A 23,467-nucleotide genomic window follows, 5' to 3' on the forward strand; every position below is an offset into this window, starting at 1 on the left:
CCCTTTAGTCCTCTGATAACCATGTTCGTACCAGTTTTGAAAACTCTTCTGGTTTATCTTTGGCCAATTTTTCTAGTTGCTTACGACGAGCTTTTTCTTCTGAATCAGGTCCACTATCGATTGGAGGTACTTCGTATGGATTGCTATCCTCCATTGAAACTTCCTTCACTTCTTCTTCAGTTTTACGACCTCTAAACAAGAGGAATATTAACAAAAGAACTACAGCAATCAGAGCACCTACGATATAGTACCAAAACGGAATCCCCTCTGCTGGCTCTTCAAATTCGACTTTTCCGAAAAACGGTTGTGACGCAACAAAGATGCGTTCTTCCAATTCTTCTGGTCCCCACTCCGCCGTCAAATCACTATCTACAGATGTTTTCACTATTTGACCTAGTATTTGTTGGATGTCATCAAGGCGTTCTTGTGGAAGTGAATTTGGATCCTCAGGATCAGGAGGTTCTACCATCACTTGAATACCGATGTCCTTTATTTGATATGGGCTTTCCACAATATCTTTTGATATCCGATTAACTTCATTATTTATTCGCTCTTCCAATCGCTCTGAGTCGCCTTGAACAACTCCATTAACTCCCTGGTATGCAGGTATATCTTCCTCACCGGTTCCAGCAACACCACCATCTACTAATTCGCCTCCGGTGTATGTCTCAGTGATTCGCTCAACACTGATAGCCAAACCTTCCATATTCTCTTCATCCACCGGCTCGACTAATTCCTCTTGCCGGTTCTCTTGAGTGAAATCAAGATCCGTTGAAATAGACACGAGTACTTTGTCCTGCCCCATCATTGTACCTAGCATTTGTTGAACTTGTTGTTGGATATCCCGTTCTATATCTCGTTGTATATTTCGATGTTCTTCATAAACTGAAAGCGCAGAATCCCCACCACTGCCAGGACTATCTTGTAATTCTAAATACCTGGATAATTGGTCCATCATTACAATGTTTTCTACTGGTAAGTCTGGAACACTTCTTGACACTAGATGATACAAGGCTCGAATTTGATTTTCATCCATGGAGTGCCCTGCTTCTAATTGTAACAAAACAGAAGCAGTAGCTTGTTCTGGTTCGTCTCCTAGCCATACACTCTCTTCTGGTAAAGTTATCATCACTTGTGATGCCTGAACCCCATCCACATTGCGAATTAGGTCTTCTAAAGAAGTTTGAATAGCCGCTCTCTCAAGAAGTTCAAATTCATTATCCGTTGTTCCAAAACCCATATTATCCCTAAAAGTAGCATAATCAATTCTGCCTGTTTGTGGAACGCCTTCTGCAGCTAAACTAACTTTTAGGTCATCTACTAAAGCCTCTGAAACTGAAATGGATGTCCCGTCGCTACTCACTTCGCTAGCAACACCTTGACTGTCTAATGTTGCTTTTATTTCACCAGTTTCTTGTATTGTTAAATTCGAATAAAGAGGAACATAATTTGTACGTGAACCTAAAATCGAAAATGCTAGAAAAATAACTATGATAAATGCAATTGAGCCAATAAACAATCCTTTTTGTTTCTTTGTCCGAGATTGCCAAAATTCTATTGTTTTATTTTTATAACCAGTCACTGTATCGTTCATGTTGCCTCCCACACTGCCCTAACCATTTAAAAAAGAGAATAAGTCTTTATAGTTAATCTTTTTTAAATTCTTTAGTATAATTTGTTAAGAATCGGTTTAGATATCCGATATATCTTATAGGACATTCAATAATCTAAGCCTTATGTACATTTTTGTCTCTTGTTTGTCCTCATTAACTATAAGAAATAGAATCGACATAACGTAACAGGGTGATTGTCCCATCACAGAATAAAACAACAGCTAATCATTTTTTTATCCTCTAACGAAAATTATGTTCCTCATAAAATATCACTTATAATAGCATCTTATCTAAAAATTAAAAATAAATTTTACCACTCACAATTTAGTGGTATTTAAGATAAAAGTAGAGATTAGACTTGCATTCTCATGACTTCTTGATACGCTTCTATTGCTTTATTACGAATCTCTGTCGTTGTTTGTAATGTAACTGTAGCTTTTTGGCTTGCAATCATAACATCATGCAAATCAACTTGCTCTCCACGGGCCATTTTTTCCGTCATAACAGTTGAATTGACTTGTGTGTCATTCACATTAGTAATTGCTTCATTCAACCAAGTCTTAAAAGATACTTGTGCTTCATGTGGAGTACTCATCGTGTTATTGTTTTTTATTTGTGGATTCATTATAGACTTCGTCTGTTGAAGTGGATTAATATCCATCATTTTACACCCCTCCTAGTACCTAGTAATTAATGAGATCTGGAAAAGTTGATTACTATCTTCCTATTTCCAACGCTTTTAACATCATATTCTTATGAGCATCCAGCGTCGTTACATTGGCTTCATAAGATCTTTGGGCACCCATTAAATCAATCATTTCTTTCAACGGATCAACATTAGGAAGTTCTACAAAACCCTCTTCATTTGCATCTGGATGATCAGGTTGAAAAACTTGTCTGAAAGGAGTCTGATCTTCAATTATATTTTTGACTTTAACACCTTGCCCAACATCCTTACTCATACCCAAGGCTTGATTAAAATGTGATCGGAATCCTGACTCCTGATTTGCCTGCATCGTTACCATTTTTCTTCTGTAAGGTTCCCATTCTCCGTCTACTAATCGGCCTCTCGTAGATTCTGCATTGGCCATATTACTAGATACAACGTCCATTCTTAGACGTTGTGATGTTAAAGCAGAGGCAGAAATATTCATTCCGTGAAACATTGACATTTTAATTACCTCCCATGTCCAATAACTGTCTGTATACTGCTGAATCTTCCATTCATACGATCTACCAGAACATTATAATAAATTTGATTCTTAGCTAGTTCACTCATTTCTTGATCAATATCAACATTGTTCCCATTATGGTTATATGTAGTATTCGTTCTTTCTACAACTTTGGCGGCATCATTATTAACAGTACCCCCAAAATGGTTGTGACGCTCATCTGTCCGGTGTGCTGATAATTGTTGATTACTCATGGCTTCGTTTAATTGGTGAGAAAAAACAGTTTTTTTAGCTTTATAATTTGGTGTATCTACATTTGCAATATTTTGTGATATTGTATTTTGCCTAGTCATTGAAGAAGACAAAGCAGTTTCTAACAATTGAGTAGTAGGATTATTAATTGCGTTCATTGTGCTTTCTTCCTTTCGTCTAGATAACATGTCTTGTTAAAATAGAACTACTATCTAGATGTATTCTATAGAATAAACGGGTCATTGTCTAACAGTTATGGAAAATATAATATTTTCATAAAAAAGTACTAGATTACATTAGGGTTATAGTCACGGTTCGTCACAAATTAACAATTGAAGTCACAATATGACAAAGTTCAACTTTTTCCCCCCTCTATTTTAAACTTTAACATATTTTTTACCATTTTATATATAAAATATCAGTTTATTTTTTGGATACAAAAAAAGAAGGCTAAAGTACTAACAGCCTTCTTTAATATATCTATCTTTTCTTGTTTGAGTTAATTTTTATGTTTTTCTAACTCCGTGAGGAACTTATCATTTAATACTTTAATGTATGTCCCTTTCATACCTAGTGATCGTGATTCAATAACACCAGCACTTTCCAATTTTCGTAGCGCATTTACGATAACTGATCTGGTAATTCCTACCCGGTCTGCTATTTTACTTGCAACAAGCAGCCCTTCCGTACCATCCAACTCCTCGAAGATGTGGTCTACAGCTTCAAGTTCACTGTAAGATAACGAACTTATTGCCATTTGCACAACAGCTTTACTACGTGCCTCGTGCTCAATTTCCTCTGTTTTTTCATGCAGAATCTCCATCCCTACAACTGTAGAACCGTATTCCGCCAGTAACAAATCGTCATCATCAAAGCTCTTATCCAAGCGCGCTAGTATTAGCGTTCCTAAACGTTGACCACCACCTTGAATGGGAACAATTGTTGTTAAACCTTTAGCAAACAGATCTTTATTCTCTACAGGAAATGCAGTAAATTGACTTTCCACATCAAGATTGGAAGAAGTCTCTTCAATCTTAAATAACCCTGAGGTATAATCTTCTGGAAACTGTCGTTCCTCTAACATTTGCTTCATTCGGGAATTTTCTATCTCTTGTTTTATCGAAAATCCGAGCAATTTTCCTCTGCGACTTACAATAAAAATATTAGATTCAATGACATCTCTTAATGTCTCAGCCATATCTTTAAAGTTAACAGATTGCCCTCCACTTTTTTGCAGTAAATCATTAATTGTTCTAGTTTTTGATAATAAATCCATTGTGTGCCTCCTGTTATAATATAAATTGACTTAGATCACGGTTTTTAACTACGTCTTGAAGTTTTTCTTCTACATAGTTAGGCGTAATTAAAATTTCTTCCATGGATATTTCTGACGCTTCGAATGATAAGTCTTCCAGTAATTTCTCTAAAATTGTATGAAGTCTTCTTGCTCCAATGTTTTCAGTTTCATCATTAACTTCAGTTGCTATTTCCGCAATTTTACGAATAGCATCGTCAGAAAATTTCAATTTTATTCCTTCCACCAGTAAAAGTGCTTGATATTGTTTGACTAACGCAAAATCAGGCTCTACTAATATCCGAACAAAATCGTCTACATTTAAGCTGTTTAGCTCTACTCTTATTGGAAATCTTCCTTGTAATTCAGGAATTAGATCCGATGGTTTCGCAAAGTGAAAAGCACCGGCAGCTATAAACAGCATATGATCTGTTTTTACAGGACCGTATTTTGTCACTACTGTTGATCCCTCTACTATCGGAAGAATATCACGTTGTACACCTTCTCTTGAGACATCTGCTGACTGCTGTTTGCCTTTCCCAGCAACTTTATCAATTTCATCAATAAAAATAATTCCCAATTGTTCGGCTTTTGAAACTGCCTCTTGATGAACCTCATCCATATCGATGAGCTTTTGCGCCTCATCCTCTGTTAACACTTTTCTAGCTTCTCTTACTGGGAGTTTTCTTTTCTTTTTCTTTTTAGGCATCATATTTCCAAGCATATCCTGCATATTCATACCCATTTGTTCCATACCAGCACCTTGAAACATATCAGAAAAACTTTGTTGTTGCTCATCAACTTCAATACTAATTTCTTCATTTTCAAGTTGACCATCAGCTAATTTTTTTGATATTTTTTGTCTGCGGTCTCTAATCGAACTATCTTCTTGAGATTCACCTGTTTCTGTTTCCTCGCCTGCGTCCTGCTGATTACCTTGAAAAAGCATTTCAAAAGGGTTTCGATAACTCGTTTCTTTCTTCTGTGAAGGTACCAATAATTCTACTAATCGGTGATTGGCATTTTTTTCTGCTTGCTCTTTCACTTTCGATATTCTTTCATGCTTTACAATTCTAATAGAAGTTTCTACTAAGTCACGAACCATTGATTCGACATCTCTTCCTACGTAGCCTACTTCCGTAAATTTAGTTGCTTCTACTTTTACAAACGGAGCACCAACTAATTTAGCTAATCTTCTTGCAATTTCAGTTTTACCTACACCTGTAGGGCCTATCATTAAAATATTTTTGGGAGTTATTTCATCTCTTATTGCCTCATCAAGCTGACTGCGTCTATATCTGTTCCTTAAGGCAACTGCTACAGATTTTTTCGCTTTATTCTGTCCTACTATGGATTGGTCAAGTTTTTCTACAATTTGTTTAGGTGTCAAATCACTACTCATGTCTTTTCCCTCACTTTTAAAGAACATTTTAGTTTTTTTCTTTGCTAGATAATTCCTCGACAATAATCTGATGATTTGTGTAGACACAAATATCCGCTGCAGTTTTCAGACTAGCATAGGCGATTTCTTTAGCCGTTAAATTAGGGGCATGTTCTTTCAACGCTCTCCCAGCAGAAAGCGCATAATTACCACCCGATCCAATTGCTAATATTCCGTCATCCGGCTCGATTACTTCACCAGTACCTGCAATTAAATACAGGTTCGTATGATCCATTACAAGGAGCATGGCCTCTAGCTTTCTGAGGACGCGATCACTACGCCATTCCTTCGCAAGCTCAACTGCAGCCCTTTGAAGATTACCATTAAACTCTTCAAGTTTTGTTTCAAATTTTTCATAAAGTGTAAATGCATCGGCAACTGATCCTGCAAAACCTGCTATTACCTGCCCACGATAAAGTCTTCGAACCTTTTTAGCTGAATGCTTCATGACTACAGCATTGCCAAATGTGACCTGGCCATCTCCTGCAATCGCAGACTGTCCATTATGTTGAATAGCAAAAATTGTTGTCCCTTTGATCTCTTCCATAGTATCTGTTTCCCTCCTAACCTGTTTTAAGCCCTTGGGTGTGAGGCACGATAAACCTCTCTAAGTCGATCCTTTGTAACATGAGTATAAATTTGAGTAGACGATAATTGACTGTGACCTAGCAATTCTTGGACAGTTCTCAAATCAGCCCCTTCATTTAACATGTGAGTAGCAAATGTATGACGAAGGACGTGTGGACTGATTCTGGAGGATATAGAAGCATCTTTAACAAGGTTATTTAATACTTTTCGAATACTTCTATCACCTAATCTTTTTCCTCGATAACTAAGAAACAAGGCTTTTTCATCTTGTGCATCGTTATGTAATATCATCGGTCGACTTTTCGATAAATAAACATCAAGCGTATCAGCCGCAAAACTACCGACCGGAACATAGCGCTCTTTTCTGCCTTTACCTCTAACAAGTAATGTTCCAATAGTTCTGTCAAAATCTTGTAGGTTCAAGCCAACACATTCACTTACCCGCATTCCCGTACCATACAAAAGTTCTACTAGTGCCAAATTTCTTTTGCCTAGTGGATTCTCGACATTTATAACATCAAAAATTGCTTGCATTTCATCCTCATAGAAAAAAGTAGGTAGGCGTTTCTCAAGTCTCGGAGTCGTAACCATTTGAAACGGATTCTTCATTACTAATTCTTCCCTAACCAAGAAGGTCCAAAACGAACGTAAACAAGAAATTTTCCTGGCTACTGTTTTCCTTGCATAATTCTTATGATGTAATTCCGTTAAATACACGCGAATATCTCCATGGGAAACAGCAGCGATTGATTTAATCAAATGCTGCTCAATAAAATGAAAAAAGTCATTAATATCCAACGTATAGTTTTCAATCGTGTGAGGGGAAGCACCTTTTTCAATTTGTAAATACTCAATAAAGCGCAGTAACCAATCTCTATTCATTGATTTCACCTATTTTATTCAACATTAAGAGCTACTAAATCTTACCACAGATTAGTAGCCCTTTCAAATATTTATACTCTTTTTTCGCAAAATTCTGAATTGTTGCTGTTGATCACCCAGCATACGTTTTATCTTCTTTTCACATTTGGTTTGCTCTTCGAAAAGTGGCCACAGTATTGATTGCTAAAATTTTTATGGATATTCGGTGGTATGAACTCTTTCATTGCTACGCCCATTGTATCCTTTGAAATACACAATGAGCGTTTTTCTCAGCATAGTATGGCTCCATTCTTCAGCAAGCCTGACAGCACTTATGCAGTTAATTACTTTCTTCCTTATAATCACATTGTGAACACTGAACATGAACACCTTTTTTAGATTTTTTCTCTACTAACATACTTTCACACTTAGGACATGGTCTCGCAATTGGTTTATCCCAAGAAATAAAATCACATTCCGGATATCTGTCACATCCATAAAAAATACGTCTTTTTTTACTTCGTCTTTCAACAATATTTCCTTCTGAACATGTAGGACATTTCACTCCAATATCTTTCACTATCGCTTTTGTATTTCTGCAATTTGGAAAGTTTGAACAAGCCATGAATTTCCCATATCTACCCATTTTAAATACCATTTCATTCTCGCATTTTTCGCAATCTTCACCAGCTGGTTCATCTTTTATTTCTACTTCTTTCATCTCTTCTTCTGCGTACCTGAGACGTTTTTCAAAACCTTGGTAAAATTGATCGATGATGTTTACCCAATCTTTTTCGCCTTCTTCAATAGAATCTAAATTAGATTCCATCTCAGCAGTAAATTCAACGTTTAGAATCTCAGGAAAGAATTCGTTAATGAGTTCTAATACGATATCACCAAGTTCAGTGGGAATAAAACGTTTATCCTCCAATGAAACATAACCTCTGCGTTGGATTGTATCTAGTGTTGGTGCAAAAGTCGATGGTCTGCCTATTCCTAGTTCTTCTAAAGTTCGAACTAACCTTGCCTCTGTATATCTTGGAGGTGGTTGAGTAAAATGCTGATTAGGGTCAATACTTTCAGAAGTTGCCTTTTCTCCTTCTGTCATGTCTGGCAGAAGACGGTCTTCTTCTTTTTTCCCTTCATCATTTCCTTCTATATATACTTTCATAAAACCCGCAAACTTTAATTTAGATCCAGTTGCACGGAACATTATACCGTTGTTCGTTAAATCAACTGACATCGTATCCATCACTGCAGGTGACATTTGTGAGGCTACCATACGTTCCCAAATTAGCTTATATAGTTTATGCTGATCACGACTTAAATAAGATTTAATTTGTTTTGGATCAAGCATGACAGAAGTAGGTCTAACAGCCTCGTGCGCATCTTGACTATTTTTACTCGCCTGCGTCTTTTTTGTTTCTCCTTTATTATGATATTCTTCACCATAATTTGTTTCAATGTAGTCTTTAGCTTCTTGCTTGGCAGTCTCAGATAGCCGTGTGGAATCTGTTCTCATATACGTAATAAGACCAATAGTTCCTGATTTACCGATATCGATTCCTTCATAAAGTTGTTGAGCAATCATCATTGTCTTTTTCGCTCGGTAATTTAATTTTCTCGCCGCTTCCTGTTGAAGCGAAGAAGTTGTAAAAGGAACGACAGGATTTCTCTTACGTTCTCTTTTTTTCACTTGATCAATATGAAATTCAGTTCCTTCGATTCGCGTCAATACTTCTTTAACTTCTTCTTCAGAGGATAGCTCTGTTTTCTTTCCATCAACTGACATGAATTTTGCTTCAAATTCCTGGCCTTCTTTTTTCATGGAAGCTGTGATTGACCAATATTCCTCTGGATTAAAAGCTTTTATTTCATTTTCGCGATCAATAATCATCTTTACTGCAACAGATTGAACTCTTCCCGCACTTAATCCTTTTTTCACTTTCTTCCAAAGTAAAGGACTAATATTATAACCTACTAACCTGTCTAAAACTCGACGGGCCTGTTGCGCATCAACTAAGTTCGTATTGATCGTTCTCGGATGTTTAAATGAATCCTTGATCGCTTGCTTCGTAATTTCATTGAACACCACTCGGCATTCAGAAGTTTTATCAATATTTAAGCTCTCTGCTAAATGCCACGCGATTGCTTCCCCTTCTCTATCAGGGTCAGCTGCTAGATAAATGCGTTTAGCTTTTTTAGCTGCTTGTTTTAATTCTTTTAATATCGGGCCTTTCCCGCGAATAGTAATATATTTAGGTGTATAATTTTCTTCCACATCAACGCCCATTTGACTTTTTGGTAAGTCGATTACATGTCCCATAGATGCTTTCACAGAATATTTCTTCCCTAAATACTTCCCTATAGTTTTAGCTTTTGCGGGAGATTCCACGATTACTAGGTAATCGGCCATACATTAGTTCCTCCCCTTTAGAGGTATATTAAATCTTCCCCATTATTAAACACTCTTTTATCATTTGTCAAATTCCACAAGAATAAAGTTATAATAAAACAGCATGAATAGTCAAAAAAATCGTGTTATTCATGTCATTTTTTAATTTATTTGAATTCATTAGCTTTCTACAGAATAACATAGGAATAAGCAAAATGTATAAAATATCTAATAAAGCTCTAAAAACAGATGGTATATTATTCGGATTCATTTATGAAAACGCCCGCCTGTGACTTGTAATTAAGTGTAGGAAAAAGAGTCGAACAAAACTCAGTTTTACATATAAAGGGGAGGTATATCAGAAGTTATAACGAATATTCTTCGAGGATATCACTTGCATGTAGAATCATTTTGGCTCCTTCTTGGATAAGTCTATTTGTACCTTTGGAATGCATGTCTATTATTCTTCCTGGCAATGCAAAGACATCCCTGTTTTGAGATAGTGCAGAATCACTTGTGATTAATGAACCACTTTTTTCTTTAGCTTCAATTACAAAGGTAGCTTGGGATAAACCACTGATGATGCGGTTTCTTTCAGGAAATTGCCATCGATTAGGTTGAACATAAGGTGGATATTCCGTTATAATCAATTGATTCTTTTCTAAGTTCTCCTTGAATATAGAAAGATTCTTAGGATACGTATAGTCCAATCCGTAACCTAGTACTGCTATAGTATTTCCATCAGCTCTTAAACATAGCTCATGAGCCAAAGAATCAATTCCTATTGCCATACCACTCACGATTGGCAGTCCTGTCTGTACAACGTCTACCAGTATCGTGTTTAACGAATCTTTGGCATAGTCTGATGGATGTCTCGTACCTACAACACTTAATTTGTTGGGATAACTTAACAAATGAAGATTTCCACGATAATAAAGGAGCCAAGGGGGGTCGTAAATAGTGGATAATAATGAGGGATAACACGGGTGAACGATAGAAATATAACCAATGTTCTTTTTTGCAAGCTCGTACTTTAAAAAAGAAATATCTATTTTTTTTAATGTATCAAAAATCTCTGACGCTCTTTTTGATGATTTAGGAAAAAATTTAAGGAAATATTGTTTATCCGTATGATAAATCCATTCCAATGTTGGATCAACTTGCATACAAGTTTGGAGGAATTTAAAGCTTCCTGACGAAGAATAGTGGAGATGAAGCAAACGCTCATCCAAAGTAGTGGGGAGGTTCATGGGAGAATCCTTTCTCTAATGAAGTTTCGGAGAATTTTTATAAAGGTTGTGCCAAACGTCGTTTTGTTACGTTTGGCACAACCTTTTTTCACTATTTTATTTGTGAGTTAAACATTTTTCATATAAATTAGCTTCTTTCAATGCCGCAATAAGCGTCTCACCCATTACAGCAGGTGTTTCCGCTACTTTAACACCTGCAGCAGTTAATGCTTTCATTTTCTCATCAGCAGTACCTTTACCGCCTGAGATAATTGCACCAGCATGACCCATTCGCTTACCTGGAGGTGCTGTTTGACCACCAATAAAGCCTACAACTGGTTTTGTCATATTAGCTTTAATCCACTCAGCAGCTTCTTCCTCTGCTGACCCGCCAATCTCACCAATCATGATCACGGCTTCCGTATCTGGATCTTCATTAAATAAATTTAATACATCAATGAAGTCTGTACCATTGACCGGGTCTCCCCCAATTCCTACTGCAGTTGATTGACCAATACCTTCAGTAGAAAGCTGGTGGACAGCTTCGTAAGTTAAGGTACCTGAACGGGAAACAACCCCCACATGTCCTTTTTTATGAATGTATCCTGGCATAATACCTATTTTACATTCATCAGGAGTAATCACACCAGGACAATTCGGTCCGATTAAGCGTGTTTTTTTGCCTTCAAGATAACGTTTTACTTTTATCATATCAATAACAGGAATACCTTCAGTAATCGTAATGACAACATCTACACCTGCATCTGTCGCTTCCATAATTGCGTCTGCCGCAAATGCTGGTGGAACGTAAATTACGGAAGCATTTGCACCAGTTTTTGCAACAGCTTCACTTACTGTATCAAATACTGGAATGCCTTCTACTTCTGTTCCACCTTTTCCTGGTGTCACGCCTCCGACAACTTGTGTACCATATTCCACAGCTTGTTTAGTGTGAAAAAGACCAGTAGCACCGGTAATTCCTTGAACAATGACTTTAGTATCTTTATTGATCAAGATGCTCATATATATCCCCGCCTTCCTTACGCTTTAACTAATGAAACTATTTTTTCTGCACCATCAGCCATAGAGTCTGCCGCAGTAATATTTAATCCAGATTCTTTAAGAATCTTTTTCCCAAGCTCCACATTGGTTCCTTCAAGACGAACCACTAATGGAATTTCTAAACCAACTTGCTTTGTAGCAGCTACAACACCATCAGCAATGATGTCACACTTCATGATCCCGCCAAAAATGTTTACATAAATACCTTTTACATTTTTATCCGACAAGATGATTTTAAAGGCTTCTGTAACCTTTTCTTTTGTTGCACCGCCCCCAACATCTAAGAAGTTAGCAGGATCACCAGAATAGTGCTTGATAATGTCCATTGTAGACATAGCTAATCCAGCTCCATTAACCATACAACCGATATTTCCATCTAAAGAAATATAACTGAGATCAAATTTTGAAGCTTCAATTTCCTTCTCGTCCTCTTCATCTAAATCACGATACTCGATGATGTCTTTTTGACGGTATAGTGCATTGGAATCGAAATTAAATTTCGCATCTAATGCCATAACTTTTCCGTCTCCAGTTGTCACTAGTGGGTTAATTTCAGCAATTGAGCAATCTTTTTCTGAAAATACTTTGTAGAGACCCATCATAAATTTCACAGCTTCACGAACAAGCTCTTTTGGAATGTTAATATTAAAAGCTAGTCGTCTTGCTTGGTAAGGCATCAGTCCAGTTACAGGATCAACGACCTCTTTGAAAATCTTTTCCGGTGTAGCTTCTGCTACCTCTTCAATTTCTGTTCCGCCCTCTTCTGATGCCATCATGACAATTCGTGAAGTAGCACGGTCAACAACTAATCCAACGTAATATTCATTTTGGATATCGCAACCTTCTTCAATTAGCAAGCGCTTTACTAATTTACCTTCAGGGCCCGTTTGATGTGTGACAAGCGTTTTACCTAGAATCTCGTCAGCATATGTACGAACTTCATCTAAGTTCTTCGCAACTTTGACACCGCCGGCTTTTCCTCGTCCACCTGCATGGATTTGGGCCTTAACAACGTTTACAGCGCCCCCTAAAGATTTAGCTGCTTCTACAGCCTCTTCAACAGAGTATGCAACTTGTCCATTAGGTACTGCAACGCCATAATTTCTTAACAGTTCTTTTCCTTGATACTCATGGATATTCATTTCCATCCTCCTTACTGATTCAAATAATGATGAATCTACACAACCATTATAATAACATTGCTGTGTTGTTGACAAATCCAACAAATCCTTTATTAGAAACAATTATCTAATTGAAGGAACCAAGAAAAGACAAAGTGAAGCTTTGTTATCTTTTCACACAATAACCATTTTACTATACTTTCCGACAATTATGTGAATAAAAAGCTTAAAAATTTTAATAAATCTACATTTTCATTTTTGAATAGGGAAAGTGGAATTTTTAGTTTGTTCAAATTCGTGTTTTCATGCTAAATGAATAAATTTACATTGGAATTGATCGCTTTTCTCCTTGGTTTGATCGCGTTCCTCTCAAATGAATGCGTTCCCTCCTGAATTGATCACGTTTCTCTTTCAATTGAACACGTTCCCCTTAAATGAATGCGTTCCTCCATGAATTGATTGCGCTTCTCTCTCAATTGATCACGGTTCTCTTTAAATTGTCCGCGTCTTTCCTCGAATTGAACGCGTTCCCCTCAAATGAATGCGTTCCCTCCTGAATTGATCACGTTTCTCTTTCAATTGAACACGTTCCCCTCAAATGAATGCGTTCCTCCATGAATTGATTGCGTTTCTCTCTCAATTGATCACGGTTCTCTTTCAATTGACCGCGTCTTTCCTCGAATTGAACGCGTTCCTCTCAAATGAATGCGTTCCCTCCTGAATTGATTGCGTTCTTCTCTCAATTGATCACGTTTCTCTTCCAATCAATCTCGTCTTCCCTTGATTTGAATACGCTCCTCTCAAATGAATGCATCTGCCCTCCATCTCAATTAAGTACTCGATCATCCATAACAATCAACCACATACAAAAGGTCACTGAAAAAGTAACATTTACTTTTTCAGTGACCTTTCAAATTCATGCTCTATTTCTTTTTTAATTCCTCTTTATCTAGCCGATATACAAAAGCAAATACTTCTGCAACTACATCATATAAATTTTCTGGAATTCGTTCATTAATATCTAACTGAGATAATATTTCAACTAACGAGGCATCTTCTTGAATCGGAATGTTATGTTGTTTTGCCCGGTCAATAATTTCCTCGGCTACATAACCTTTTCCTTTTGCCTTTAAACTTGGAGCAGAGTCTTTCAAAACATCATAACCAAGAGCTATTGCTCTTTTACTGTAATCTATTTTCTTATCTCTTTGGTTTGAAGCCTTTTCACTCATATTCTTACGTCAACCCCTCTATATCCATATTCGTCCTTTCGATAGATATTTCCCGGTTGAGAAAAGACTTGATTACTTGTTTCTGATTTTAAAGGTTGTTTCCATTGGATACTCGATAATTGATAATCCATATTGGATAGTTTTTCTTTAAGAATCGGAAACCAGCGTTCAGCCACAGATTTTGGTTTTTCTGTTTCATTAAATATAGTTAATGTCATGATTCGATTTTGAATCTGAACATCGACAACAGTTTCATTCAGTGCTTCTAAATTCAAGTAAAATATGATTCGACAATGGGATTCGTCTATGAGCCCATTTTTTGTTTGACCTTCCCATTGAATCGTAAGATCTTGATACTTGTCCGTAATTTTTACGGGCGCTTGAAAAAGAGTATGCTGAATAGGACCATGTTGTTCAGAGGACATTAATTGTTGCCCAGTCACTCTTTGCAGTAAAAATTCCGCCTGCTCTCTCGCCCCTTGAGTTTGAGTGGAAGTCTGTTGCAGAAACTGCATCAGTAAAGACTTTAACGATTGTACTTTTTGCTGTGCTTCCTGGTTTGTCATAGACCGTAAATCACCTTCGTGTTGTAACCCGAATTGTTGCAATAACATGCGTAGAGGCGATTCATCCCTTGTACCGTTTCCATTCGTTAAAAAAAATGATTCTTTCGATGCATTTTGTACGTTTGACCAAACTTCTCGAATTTGGTCACTAGGTTGTTGAAGAAGCCATTGTTGGAACTGATTAGTCATATTTGCAGAATTACCGCCCGGGTTCAAAAGTTGCAACATCATTTGCATTCCTTGAGGCTGATCCATTCGGACATTATTCATGAAAGCTTGAAACAATGCCTTTGGTTCCATTGCCTGCATTGCCGTCTGGCTTTGATTACCTTGAAATAGCTGTGGTGCAATTTGACGTAATAACTCTTGATTTTCAGGCTTTAAAATAGTTGCTTTAAACTGCTTGAAGAACTCTGGTAATCGTTGATTTTCCGGAATAACTCCGATTTGATTTGCGACTGTAGCTGCTTGTTGTGCTGTTAATCCGTTGCCTCCAAGCTGCTGTAAAAGAGTATGAAATGCTCCCGTTGTGCGAGAGGGGTCTGCTTGATTTAATATCGTAGAAAGCATTTGCTGTAATTGCTGATTTACTGCAGTTCCTTGTGGTGTTGATTGAAGTTGCGTGTAAAGGCTTGACATTGTCTCTCCCATGGACTGGTTCGATTGCATAGACACTAACGATTGGAAAGTTGTAGTTGTCAAAGGAAAGCCTCGTTGAATCATATTTATAACTACTTCTAATGATTGTTGCTGATTAAGAGAACTCTTTTGTAGAAGCTGTCCACCTTCTAATATATTCGATCGGGTAAAGGGGAGATTAAGCTGTTGCAGTTGCTGCAGGACTCGTTCGTATGTAGCCCCTTGAGGCACCCCGAGCTGTTGCAGTACTGCTTGCGCATTCGATGGACTTTGGTTACTTCCCGAGGAAGGGGGGACATTCTCTAATACTTGTAACCGAGGAATACCTTCTCCTCCCATGACTCGAAACCAATATCTGGATCCTTTTTCTAGGTGTGCTTCCAACTGCGCAGAGAGTGTCATTGACCCTAACTGAAGCTGAGCTAGCTGCCCCGGATAAAGTTGAGTAATCGTTCCTTGGAAAACTTGTCCGGGTCTCAACTGTATCGTTTTAGAGTGAATAGGATCTAATCCTTTTACAAGATTTTGGAGAATTTTAGTTTCGAACATGTTTACCTCTCCCCCGTTAACTTCCTGAATCAATTACTTGTTTAATAGGTGCAAAGCTCGTGCGGTGTTCATCCATTACTCCATAAGTTTCAAGAGCTTCTAAATGTACCTTGGTTCCGTATCCCATGTGACGATTAAAATGATAGTTTGGATACTTTTTATGTAGATCTTCCATATAACGGTCTCTTGTAACCTTAGCGACAACAGAGCTAGCCGCTATTGATATTGACCGGGAATCCCCTTTAATCAAGTCTAACTGGGGAATTGAGGTCGGCAGCTTCATCGCATCCACTAACAAATAGTCAGGCTTTTGAGAAAGTTTTTCCAAAGCTCTCATCATGGCATGCTTTGAAGACTGGTAAATATTGAATCTATCAATTTCTTTAGAAGATGCTTCGCCAACCTCAACGGCTATAGCATAACGAAGAATTTCTTCGTAAAATTCCTCTCGTTTCGCCTTCGATAACTTTTTAGAGTCTGTTAAACCCGGCAAATAAAAATCTTTTGGTAAAATAACACATGCGGCCACTACCGGTCCGGCAAGTGGTCCTCTTCCTACCTCATCAATTCCTGCAATGAAATTGCTTCCTTGCTTATAAGCCTGTTTTTCATAATACATCATGTCATAGAATTGGGTACGCAACTGTTCTTTTTCATTTTGCTTTTTCTTCCATGAAGTAATCAGCTTTTGTACGCCTTTTCTGTCGTCCTCAGACAACTCTTTTAATATGCTTACTTCTTCCGTATCTAAGTTTTCTAAGATATTTTTAACTTCAATAATTGTTTTTTTCGTCATACAAAAACCCTCTCTTACTATCTATCGGCTAATCCGTGTTTTAGTTGATTCATTATTAAAAAATGAATCATTTTCTAGTTCGGTTTTAAGAATTATAATTTCCTTTAGATGGACAAAAGAAAAGACACGCATTTGCGCATCTCATCCCTTTATTTATTAGGTCTTTCTAAACTAATATTTCCTAGTTTTCCTTGTCGGAAATCACGAAAGACAATTTCTGCAACACGGTCGTAGTCAACATGTCCACCGGGAACGAGGCACCCTCTTCTTTTCCCAATTGCGTCAAAAAGATCAACAACATCCTCTGTTAACTCCGTCAAATCATATCTTTCTTTAAGCAAATTCGGATATTCATCCTTTAGATAACTAAGTAGAAATACCATCGTTTCTTGAAAATCAAAAATTTCTTCCTTAATTGCACCAGTTATCGCTAACCTAAACCCAACGTCTTGATCCTCAAATTTCGGCCATAATATACCTGGTGTATCAAGTAGTTCCATTTCTTTTCCTACTTTAATCCACTGTTGCCTTTTCGTAACTCCTGGCTTATCACCAATATTCGTAATCCTTTTATTTGCCAGACGGTTAATGACTGTTGATTTCCCCACATTAGGGATACCTAGAATCATTGCTCTTATCGCTCTTGGATTAATACCTTTTGATCTAAACTTATCTAAAAGAGGTTTTGCCTGTTCCATCACTTTTAAAGGAACATCTTTTATTCCTTTGCCTCGCTGAGCATCAATTATAAGCGTTGCCCAATTTTCTTTTTCGAAATAAGCAACCCATTCTTTAGTTATACTAGGATCTGCGAGATCTGCTTTATTTAATAATACGAGCCTAGGCTTATGAGAAGTCAATTCATCGACCATTGGATTCCTCGAAGATACAGGTATTCGAGCATCAACGATTTCTATCACTACATCGATGAGCTTTAATTTTTCCACGACCTGCCTTCGTGCCTTCGCCATATGCCCCGGGTACCATTGTATTGTCATCGTGCGTAAAACCTCCTAATCCACCATACGAACTTCCTGGAACGGCCAGAAGACAAAGTTTGCCTTCCCTACTACATCCTCGGAGTTTACAACGCCTATATGGCGGCTATCTTTACTATGTTGACGATTATCCCCTAAAACAAAAATATGTCCTTCAGGGATTGTTTCTACCCCTGTGACTTCCTCTAACTGGAAATCACCTGTTAACGGTTTACTTGGAGCTTCTTCTTTATAAACATCGAGATAAGGTTCTTCCACTTCCTCACCATTTATATATAAAACATCATTTTCATATTCTATTGTGTCTCCTGGAAGTCCAATGACACGTTTGATATAGTCTTTATTTTGCGGTGCATGAAAAACAACAATATCAAATCGATCGGGTTCAGAAATATTGTAGCCAATTTTATTAACAATCATGCGATCATTATTCTCTAGCGTAGGCATCATTGATTCTCCGTCAACTACAATTGGAGCAAAAAAGAAATATCGGATAACGATCGCTAAAGTTAAGGCTACTGCTACCGCTTTAATCCATTCCCATGATTCTGACTTTGCCATGAAACATCCATCCTTTTAATAAAATGTGCTGATTACAACAGGCTATCACCTCGTGTGACAAGAACCCGCATCTATCATCCATTTATTCTACCACATTACTAGTTGATTGTGGTTATCATAAATAGTTATATATGGATAGTTCATTTAGTACATGAACATCTAGTATTATTTATGTATTTTCAAAACAAAAAGGAGCTTGATCACAAGCTCCTTTTAGAAAATTCTCTTTCATACCCAAACGTAATTTAACGGTATGCACGTTCTTTGATACGAGCTGCTTTACCGCGTAGATCACGCAAGTAATACAATTTCGCACGACGTACTCTACCACGACGAGCTACTTCTAGCTTATCAATACGTGGGGAATGCACTGGAAATGTACGTTCAACACCTACACCGTAAGATATCTTACGAACAGTGAATGTCTCGCTTATACCAGTTCCACGACGCTTAATGACAACACCTTCGAATACCTGAATACGCTCACGAGTACCCTCGACAACCTTCGCGTGTACTTTAAGAGTATCACCAGGACGGAAGTCTGGAATGTCTGTTTTCAGTTGGTCTTTTGTAATATTACGAATGATTTGTTCCATTTATCTGTTCGCCTCCTTCCCTACAGATCTTCATGTCTTTTAAAATGACAGCGGAACATCTTGATCTGGCCAAAGCCACAAAGACTATAATATCATATATATTACTTTGGCTCAAGGTATAAATCTTTTACTTTGGCTATCTTCGTAAATTTTGTTGTTTTTATCGAACTGCTTGAAGAAATGAAAAACGGCCAGCCTTGATTCGAAGAGTCAGTTATTTTAAAAATTTAATAAAATCAGCATCTTTATCTGATAATTCTATTTCCTCTAACATATCGGGCCGTCTTTCAAACGTTCTTTTTAACGATTGTTGTCTTCTCCACGTATTTATCCGCTCATGATGCCCGGATAAGAGAATATCAGGGACTTTCATGTTCCGAAATTCAGCTGGTCTAGTATAATGAGGATATTCAAGAAGCCCTGTACTATGTGAATCAGTCACTGCAGACTGCTCATTACCCAGCGCACCAGACTGGAGCCTGGTGATGCTGTCTGAGATAACCATTGCTCCAATTTCTCCCCCGGTAAGAACATAATCACCTATGGATATTTCATCAGTAATAATGTGTTCACGAATTCTTTCATCATAACCTTCGTAATGACCGCAAATTAACATTAGATGATCTTCTTTTGCAAGTTCTTCGGCTTTTTCCTGCGTGTATTTCTCTCCTTGTGGGCATAACAATATTACCCTGGGAGGCTTTTCATTAGATGCAGATGATTGCTCTGCTTTTAGAGCATCGACAGCATCAAATAAAGGCTGGGGCGTTAATACCATGCCTCCTCCACCACCGTAAGGATAATCATCTACTCTTTTATGACGGTCAGTGGAGTAATCCCTGAAGTTTACGACATTAAATTGGATAACCCCTTTCTCCTGAGCCTGTTTTAAAATAGAGCTCGAGAAGACACCATGAAACATTTCCGGAAAAAGAGTAAGAATGGAGACCTTCATCAATCTAACAGTCCTTCCATTGGCGTAATTGTAATTACTTCTGTTTCCAGATCAACTTTTTTCACAACTTGATCAATATAAGGAATCAAAATATCCTTTCCTCTATTGTTTGGACGAACAACCCATACATCGTTCGCTCCAGGAGAAAGAATTTCTACTACTTTCCCAATGTCTTCGCCGTCATCAGTAACTACCTGTAAGCCGACAATATCACGATAATAGAATTCATCTTCACTCAATTTGTCGTCTAAGTCTGAAGCATCTATTTTCAAGAGAGTATCTTTGAATTTCACTACGTCATTAACATTTCCGTATCCTTCAAATGTTAATAAATCAAATTGTTTATGCTGCCGCCATGATTGTACTTTGACAATAGTTGTTTTATTATTTTTGTCAAAGATAACAAGTTTGTTCCCTTTCGCGTATCGTTCCTCCGGAAAATCAGTTCGTGAAATAACACGAACTTCTCCTTGAATGCCGTGAGTGTTAACGATTTTTCCAACGTTTAACCACTCAGTCATCTTCCATGCCTCCCTGGCGCAGTTGATGCACAACACCATCTTTTATCACGATTTCGGTTCCTTTCATTATTTCTTCCCAGTTGTCACCTTCCTCAACTTGCTCGATCATCTGAATTGTGCCTTCACGTAATTCAGAGCCAAGATCGAGTTCATCCAGTTGGCCGAGCTTTAGCTCTAATTGACGAAGCTGTCCCTGTCGTTTCGCAACTTCTTTATTAAAACTCTCTTTAAGAGACGTTTGGTAACTTGCACTTTTATTTTCTTTCATTTTTTTATGTAAGACGAATTCTAACTGCTTCATTTCTTTAGATAATTGATATTGTCTTGCAAGAAATTGCTCCTTCAACCTAGTCCTGCTACTATCTGTCAAAATTTGTTTAACCACTACTTTTTTAATAATTTCCATCTTATAACCCTCCATACTTTTCACTTATTAACTCTTTTATTTTACCATACTTTATTATTATGTAAGAATGTCTAAAATTTTTATCTTAAAAGAGAGCCATATTCCAAATAAATCCCTTTCTTTGACGACTCAACGCCTAGTCAATCTTGCAAATGCGCTAAGCCTCCTTCAAGGCGGTTACGCTTTCTTTATACATACAGAAAAAAGGGAGAGGTTTTCCTCGCCCTTTTATCCAATCTCTAATTGAATTCTTTGGTTTTGATTCGCTCCTGCTGCATTCACAACCGACCGAATCGCTTTTGCAATTCGACCTTGCTTTCCAATCACTTTGCCCATGTCGTCCGCGTGTACTTCCAGCTTCAGTGTGAGTGAACGACCGTTTTCCACTTCTGTTACGACGACATCATCAGGATAATCAACAAGTGCCTTAGCAATAGATTCAACGAGTTCTTTCATGGTCACTCACCTTCTTGGATTATTTCCACACGAAGGACTATTTTGCGTTCTTCGCGTTGTGAAGTTGTTCCATAAGACCAACCTTTGAAAACAAGTTACGAACTGTATCGGAAGGCTTCGCTCCATCTAACATCCATTTCAACGATTTCTCTTGATCTACGTTAAATTCAATCGGATTTTTTAGTGGATTATACGTTCCTAGTTCTTCAATAAATCGACCGTCACGTGGAGAACGAGAATCCGCTACAACTACACGATAGAACGGCGCCTTTTTTTGTCCCATTCGTTTCAAACGAATTTTAACTGCCATGTGTTTCACCTCCATAAATCTTTCACACAATTAATTATATTATCATAAAACCTACCAGGGATCAACCCTAGTAAAGTAAAAAAACTTTACAGCATCTTTTTACACCTGAAATACAAGGGTTAATCTTCAAGAAATTACATGAAAGGAAGCTTCATACCGCCTTTTTTCTTTCCTTTTTGCATTCCCGACATTTGCTTCATCATCTTTTTCATTTCATCAAATTGTTTCACTAAACGGTTAACTTCTGGTACGGAAGTCCCGCTTCCTTTAGCAATTCGTCTTTTTCGACTACCGTTTAAGAGTGAAGGTTCTTCCCTCTCAGCCTTCGTCATAGATTTGACAATTGCCTCAATGTGCACAATCTGCTTCTCATCTACTTGGATATTCTTTAAACCTTTCATCTTACCTGCACCAGGCATCATATTAAGAAGTTCGTCTAAAGGTCCCATACTACGAACCTGGGCGAGTTGTTCAAGAAAATCATCAAATGTTAATTCATTCGTACGCATTTTGCGCTCTAATTCTCTTGCACGTTCCTCATCAACACTCGATTCGGCTTTCTCTATTAAGGAGAGAACATCACCCATGCCGAGAATACGTGATGCCATTCTCTCAGGATGAAAAGGCTCAAGTGCATCTGATTTCTCCCCCATCCCTGCAAACTTAATGGGGGTGTTTGTCACTGCTTTAACTGAAATGGCTGCACCACCTCTAGTGTCGCCATCAAGCTTCGTGAGCACCACACCAGTAATGCCTAGTCGTTCATTAAAGTTCTGGGCAACGTTCACAGCATCCTGTCCAGTCATCGCATCAACAACAAGAAGAATTTCATCAGGTGAAACCACTTCTTTGATTTCATCTAATTCACCCATTAAATTTTCATCCACGTGCAACCGACCAGCAGTATCAATAATGACATAATCGTGATGCTCTTCCTTAGCCTTCGCTATAGCTTGCTTGGCTATCTCCACTGGGCTGACTTGATCACCTAAAGAAAACACCGGCATATCTAATTGCTTCCCTAATGTTTCAAGTTGCTTAATTGCAGCAGGTCGATAAATATCAGCTGCCACCATTAATGGACTGCGATTATGCTTTTTCCGTAAATGAAGGGCCAATTTACCCGTGGTCGTTGTTTTACCGGCACCTTGAAGACCAACCATCATGACGACAGTTGGGGGCTTCTGCGCAGTAGCAATCTTGCTTTGCTCCCCACCCATAAGTTTCGTTAGCTCTTCATTGACAATTTTAATAACTTGTTGACCTGGGGTTAAGCTATCTAAAATATCCTGCCCCACTGCGCGTTCCTTAACATCAGATACGAATTTTTTCACTACTTTAAAGTTAACATCCGCCTCTAGAAGAGCCAGACGTACTTCACGCATCATTTCTTTTACATCTTGCTCCGCAACTTTACCTTTACCCCGCATTTTCTTTATCGAGCCTTGGAGTCGCTCTGCCAATCCTTCAAATGCCATATAAATGTGCCCCCCTATTCCAGTTTCTCGAGAGATTCAACGATCTGGATCAAACGATCGGGACTTTCCTTTTGTTGTATTGATTCTCTTAACCGACTAATATATGTTTGCCGTTGCTCAAATCGAGCGTGAAGATTTAATTTATCTTCATATTCTTCCAACAGAGCTTCTGTACGTTTAATATTATCATACACAGCTTGCCGGCTCACATGGTAGCTTTCTGCAATTTCACCTAATGACCAATCATCCAAATAATACATTGCCATATAGTGATTTTGCTTTATCGTTAATAACGATTGATAAAAGTCATATAAATTATTCATGCGGATTGTCTTTTCTATCAAGATTTACACCGCCTTGTTAAGGTATTTTCCTT

25 protein-coding genes are annotated in these 23,467 nt (G+C 37.8%); all 25 read right to left on the reverse strand.

What is annotated here, in order from left to right; genetic code table 11:
* Positions 1 to 4 precede the first annotated feature (4 nt).
* The 25 genes from fliF to CEF18_RS10305 all read right to left on the reverse strand — a co-directional run bounded on the left by fliF (position 5) and on the right by CEF18_RS10305 (position 23,435).
* Positions 5 to 1,594, reverse strand: a complete 1,590-nt coding sequence (gene fliF / locus CEF18_RS10185; protein ID WP_110936370.1) for a flagellar basal-body MS-ring/collar protein FliF — start codon at positions 1,592 to 1,594, stop codon at positions 5 to 7.
* A gap of 371 nt (positions 1,595 to 1,965) precedes the next feature.
* Positions 1,966 to 2,277, reverse strand: coding sequence for a flagellar hook-basal body complex protein FliE (fliE, locus tag CEF18_RS10190; RefSeq protein WP_223292283.1), 312 nt, complete (start codon positions 2,275 to 2,277; stop codon positions 1,966 to 1,968).
* Between the two features lie 52 nt (positions 2,278 to 2,329).
* A complete protein-coding gene (flgC, locus tag CEF18_RS10195) occupies positions 2,330 to 2,785 on the reverse strand; it encodes a flagellar basal body rod protein FlgC (protein WP_110936371.1) in 456 nt (151 codons plus the stop codon).
* Between the two features lie 5 nt (positions 2,786 to 2,790).
* Positions 2,791 to 3,195 (reverse strand): flagellar basal body rod protein FlgB, encoded by a 405-nt coding sequence (gene flgB, locus CEF18_RS10200; protein WP_110936372.1) that lies wholly within the window; start codon positions 3,193 to 3,195, stop codon positions 2,791 to 2,793.
* 341 nt (positions 3,196 to 3,536) lie between these two features.
* Positions 3,537 to 4,313 (reverse strand): GTP-sensing pleiotropic transcriptional regulator CodY, encoded by a 777-nt coding sequence (codY, locus tag CEF18_RS10205; RefSeq protein WP_110936373.1) that lies wholly within the window; start codon positions 4,311 to 4,313, stop codon positions 3,537 to 3,539.
* A gap of 13 nt (positions 4,314 to 4,326) precedes the next feature.
* Entirely contained in the window at positions 4,327 to 5,733 is a 1,407-nt protein-coding gene (hslU, locus tag CEF18_RS10210; RefSeq protein ID WP_110937653.1) for an ATP-dependent protease ATPase subunit HslU, read from the reverse strand.
* A gap of 28 nt (positions 5,734 to 5,761) precedes the next feature.
* Positions 5,762 to 6,319, reverse strand: a complete 558-nt coding sequence (gene hslV, locus CEF18_RS10215) for an ATP-dependent protease subunit HslV (protein ID WP_110936374.1) — start codon at positions 6,317 to 6,319, stop codon at positions 5,762 to 5,764.
* Positions 6,320 to 6,345: 26 nt separating this feature from the next.
* Positions 6,346 to 7,242 carry a tyrosine recombinase XerC gene (gene xerC / locus CEF18_RS10220; protein ID WP_110936375.1) on the reverse strand — a complete coding sequence of 299 codons (897 nt, stop codon included), beginning with the start codon at positions 7,240 to 7,242 and terminating at the stop codon, positions 6,346 to 6,348.
* 319 nt (positions 7,243 to 7,561) lie between these two features.
* Positions 7,562 to 9,637: a type I DNA topoisomerase gene (gene topA / locus CEF18_RS10225; protein ID WP_110936376.1), complete on the reverse strand. Its 2,076-nt coding sequence runs from the start codon at positions 9,635 to 9,637 to the stop codon at positions 7,562 to 7,564.
* 344 nt (positions 9,638 to 9,981) lie between these two features.
* Positions 9,982 to 10,866: a DNA-processing protein DprA gene (dprA, locus tag CEF18_RS10230; protein WP_110936377.1), complete on the reverse strand. Its 885-nt coding sequence runs from the start codon at positions 10,864 to 10,866 to the stop codon at positions 9,982 to 9,984.
* 96 nt (positions 10,867 to 10,962) lie between these two features.
* The gene (gene sucD / locus CEF18_RS10235) at positions 10,963 to 11,868 is read right to left on the reverse strand and encodes a succinate--CoA ligase subunit alpha (protein ID WP_110936378.1); all 906 of its coding nucleotides are present in this window, start codon (positions 11,866 to 11,868) and stop codon (positions 10,963 to 10,965) included.
* A 17-nt stretch (positions 11,869 to 11,885) separates the two neighbouring features.
* On the reverse strand, positions 11,886 to 13,049 hold the full coding sequence (gene sucC / locus CEF18_RS10240; RefSeq protein ID WP_110936379.1) for an ADP-forming succinate--CoA ligase subunit beta: 1,164 nt from the start codon (positions 13,047 to 13,049) through the stop codon (positions 11,886 to 11,888).
* A gap of 902 nt (positions 13,050 to 13,951) precedes the next feature.
* Positions 13,952 to 14,260, reverse strand: coding sequence for an EscU/YscU/HrcU family type III secretion system export apparatus switch protein (locus tag CEF18_RS10245; protein ID WP_110936380.1), 309 nt, complete (start codon positions 14,258 to 14,260; stop codon positions 13,952 to 13,954).
* Positions 14,257 to 16,014 carry a hypothetical protein gene (locus CEF18_RS10250; protein WP_110936381.1) on the reverse strand — a complete coding sequence of 586 codons (1,758 nt, stop codon included), beginning with the start codon at positions 16,012 to 16,014 and terminating at the stop codon, positions 14,257 to 14,259. Before CEF18_RS10250 ends, CEF18_RS10245 begins: the two co-directional genes overlap by 4 nt.
* A 16-nt stretch (positions 16,015 to 16,030) precedes the next feature.
* Positions 16,031 to 16,810 (reverse strand): ribonuclease HII, encoded by a 780-nt coding sequence (locus CEF18_RS10255; protein ID WP_110936382.1) that lies wholly within the window; start codon positions 16,808 to 16,810, stop codon positions 16,031 to 16,033.
* Between the two features lie 149 nt (positions 16,811 to 16,959).
* Positions 16,960 to 17,808 carry a ribosome biogenesis GTPase YlqF gene (gene ylqF, locus CEF18_RS10260; RefSeq protein WP_110936383.1) on the reverse strand — a complete coding sequence of 283 codons (849 nt, stop codon included), beginning with the start codon at positions 17,806 to 17,808 and terminating at the stop codon, positions 16,960 to 16,962.
* 15 nt (positions 17,809 to 17,823) lie between these two features.
* Positions 17,824 to 18,369 (reverse strand): signal peptidase I, encoded by a 546-nt coding sequence (lepB, locus tag CEF18_RS10265; protein ID WP_110936384.1) that lies wholly within the window; start codon positions 18,367 to 18,369, stop codon positions 17,824 to 17,826.
* A 245-nt stretch (positions 18,370 to 18,614) separates the two neighbouring features.
* Positions 18,615 to 18,965, reverse strand: coding sequence for a 50S ribosomal protein L19 (rplS, locus tag CEF18_RS10270; RefSeq protein ID WP_110936385.1), 351 nt, complete (start codon positions 18,963 to 18,965; stop codon positions 18,615 to 18,617).
* 214 nt (positions 18,966 to 19,179) lie between these two features.
* Complete coding sequence (gene trmD / locus CEF18_RS10275; RefSeq protein WP_110937654.1) at positions 19,180 to 19,920, reverse strand: tRNA (guanosine(37)-N1)-methyltransferase TrmD; 741 nt, start codon at positions 19,918 to 19,920, stop codon at positions 19,180 to 19,182.
* The gene (gene rimM, locus CEF18_RS10280) at positions 19,920 to 20,441 is read right to left on the reverse strand and encodes a ribosome maturation factor RimM (protein WP_110936386.1); all 522 of its coding nucleotides are present in this window, start codon (positions 20,439 to 20,441) and stop codon (positions 19,920 to 19,922) included. The genes trmD and rimM overlap by 1 nt, the downstream gene beginning before the upstream one ends.
* On the reverse strand, positions 20,434 to 20,847 hold the full coding sequence (locus tag CEF18_RS10285) for a YlqD family protein (protein ID WP_110936387.1): 414 nt from the start codon (positions 20,845 to 20,847) through the stop codon (positions 20,434 to 20,436). Before CEF18_RS10285 ends, rimM begins: the two co-directional genes overlap by 8 nt.
* 228 nt (positions 20,848 to 21,075) lie before the next feature.
* Entirely contained in the window at positions 21,076 to 21,303 is a 228-nt protein-coding gene (locus CEF18_RS10290) for a KH domain-containing protein (protein ID WP_110936388.1), read from the reverse strand.
* A gap of 37 nt (positions 21,304 to 21,340) precedes the next feature.
* On the reverse strand, positions 21,341 to 21,613 hold the full coding sequence (gene rpsP / locus CEF18_RS10295) for a 30S ribosomal protein S16 (RefSeq protein ID WP_110936389.1): 273 nt from the start codon (positions 21,611 to 21,613) through the stop codon (positions 21,341 to 21,343).
* A 134-nt stretch (positions 21,614 to 21,747) separates the two neighbouring features.
* Positions 21,748 to 23,091 (reverse strand): signal recognition particle protein, encoded by a 1,344-nt coding sequence (ffh, locus tag CEF18_RS10300; protein ID WP_110936390.1) that lies wholly within the window; start codon positions 23,089 to 23,091, stop codon positions 21,748 to 21,750.
* A gap of 14 nt (positions 23,092 to 23,105) precedes the next feature.
* Positions 23,106 to 23,435 (reverse strand): putative DNA-binding protein, encoded by a 330-nt coding sequence (locus CEF18_RS10305; RefSeq protein ID WP_110936391.1) that lies wholly within the window; start codon positions 23,433 to 23,435, stop codon positions 23,106 to 23,108.
* Positions 23,436 to 23,467 lie beyond the last annotated feature (32 nt).

This window comes from Salipaludibacillus neizhouensis, from assembly GCF_002886185.1.
Lineage (GTDB): Bacteria > Bacillota > Bacilli > Bacillales > Salisediminibacteriaceae > Salipaludibacillus > Salipaludibacillus neizhouensis.

What these genes read in the sequence shown, in the direction of transcription:
- fliF (WP_110936370.1), bottom strand. Translation starts at nt 1,594, where the DNA reads ATGAACGATACAGTGACTGGTTATAAAAATAAAACAATAGAATTTTGG.
- fliE (WP_223292283.1), bottom strand. Translation starts at nt 2,277, where the DNA reads ATGATGGATATTAATCCACTTCAACAGACGAAGTCTATAATGAATCCA.
- flgC (WP_110936371.1), bottom strand. Translation starts at nt 2,785, where the DNA reads ATGTCAATGTTTCACGGAATGAATATTTCTGCCTCTGCTTTAACATCA.
- flgB (WP_110936372.1), bottom strand. Translation starts at nt 3,195, where the DNA reads ATGAACGCAATTAATAATCCTACTACTCAATTGTTAGAAACTGCTTTG.
- codY (WP_110936373.1), bottom strand. Translation starts at nt 4,313, where the DNA reads ATGGATTTATTATCAAAAACTAGAACAATTAATGATTTACTGCAAAAA.
- hslU (WP_110937653.1), bottom strand. Translation starts at nt 5,733, where the DNA reads ATGAGTAGTGATTTGACACCTAAACAAATTGTAGAAAAACTTGACCAA.
- hslV (WP_110936374.1), bottom strand. Translation starts at nt 6,319, where the DNA reads ATGGAAGAGATCAAAGGGACAACAATTTTTGCTATTCAACATAATGGA.
- xerC (WP_110936375.1), bottom strand. Translation starts at nt 7,242, where the DNA reads ATGAATAGAGATTGGTTACTGCGCTTTATTGAGTATTTACAAATTGAA.
- topA (WP_110936376.1), bottom strand. Translation starts at nt 9,637, where the DNA reads ATGGCCGATTACCTAGTAATCGTGGAATCTCCCGCAAAAGCTAAAACT.
- dprA (WP_110936377.1), bottom strand. Translation starts at nt 10,866, where the DNA reads ATGAACCTCCCCACTACTTTGGATGAGCGTTTGCTTCATCTCCACTAT.
- sucD (WP_110936378.1), bottom strand. Translation starts at nt 11,868, where the DNA reads ATGAGCATCTTGATCAATAAAGATACTAAAGTCATTGTTCAAGGAATT.
- sucC (WP_110936379.1), bottom strand. Translation starts at nt 13,049, where the DNA reads ATGAATATCCATGAGTATCAAGGAAAAGAACTGTTAAGAAATTATGGC.
- CEF18_RS10245 (WP_110936380.1), bottom strand. Translation starts at nt 14,260, where the DNA reads ATGAGTGAAAAGGCTTCAAACCAAAGAGATAAGAAAATAGATTACAGT.
- CEF18_RS10250 (WP_110936381.1), bottom strand. Translation starts at nt 16,014, where the DNA reads ATGTTCGAAACTAAAATTCTCCAAAATCTTGTAAAAGGATTAGATCCT.
- CEF18_RS10255 (WP_110936382.1), bottom strand. Translation starts at nt 16,810, where the DNA reads ATGACGAAAAAAACAATTATTGAAGTTAAAAATATCTTAGAAAACTTA.
- ylqF (WP_110936383.1), bottom strand. Translation starts at nt 17,808, where the DNA reads ATGACAATACAATGGTACCCGGGGCATATGGCGAAGGCACGAAGGCAG.
- lepB (WP_110936384.1), bottom strand. Translation starts at nt 18,369, where the DNA reads ATGGCAAAGTCAGAATCATGGGAATGGATTAAAGCGGTAGCAGTAGCC.
- rplS (WP_110936385.1), bottom strand. Translation starts at nt 18,965, where the DNA reads ATGGAACAAATCATTCGTAATATTACAAAAGACCAACTGAAAACAGAC.
- trmD (WP_110937654.1), bottom strand. Translation starts at nt 19,920, where the DNA reads ATGAAGGTCTCCATTCTTACTCTTTTTCCGGAAATGTTTCATGGTGTC.
- rimM (WP_110936386.1), bottom strand. Translation starts at nt 20,441, where the DNA reads ATGACTGAGTGGTTAAACGTTGGAAAAATCGTTAACACTCACGGCATT.
- CEF18_RS10285 (WP_110936387.1), bottom strand. Translation starts at nt 20,847, where the DNA reads ATGGAAATTATTAAAAAAGTAGTGGTTAAACAAATTTTGACAGATAGT.
- CEF18_RS10290 (WP_110936388.1), bottom strand. Translation starts at nt 21,303, where the DNA reads ATGAAAGAACTCGTTGAATCTATTGCTAAGGCACTTGTTGATTATCCT.
- rpsP (WP_110936389.1), bottom strand. Translation starts at nt 21,613, where the DNA reads ATGGCAGTTAAAATTCGTTTGAAACGAATGGGACAAAAAAAGGCGCCG.
- ffh (WP_110936390.1), bottom strand. Translation starts at nt 23,091, where the DNA reads ATGGCATTTGAAGGATTGGCAGAGCGACTCCAAGGCTCGATAAAGAAA.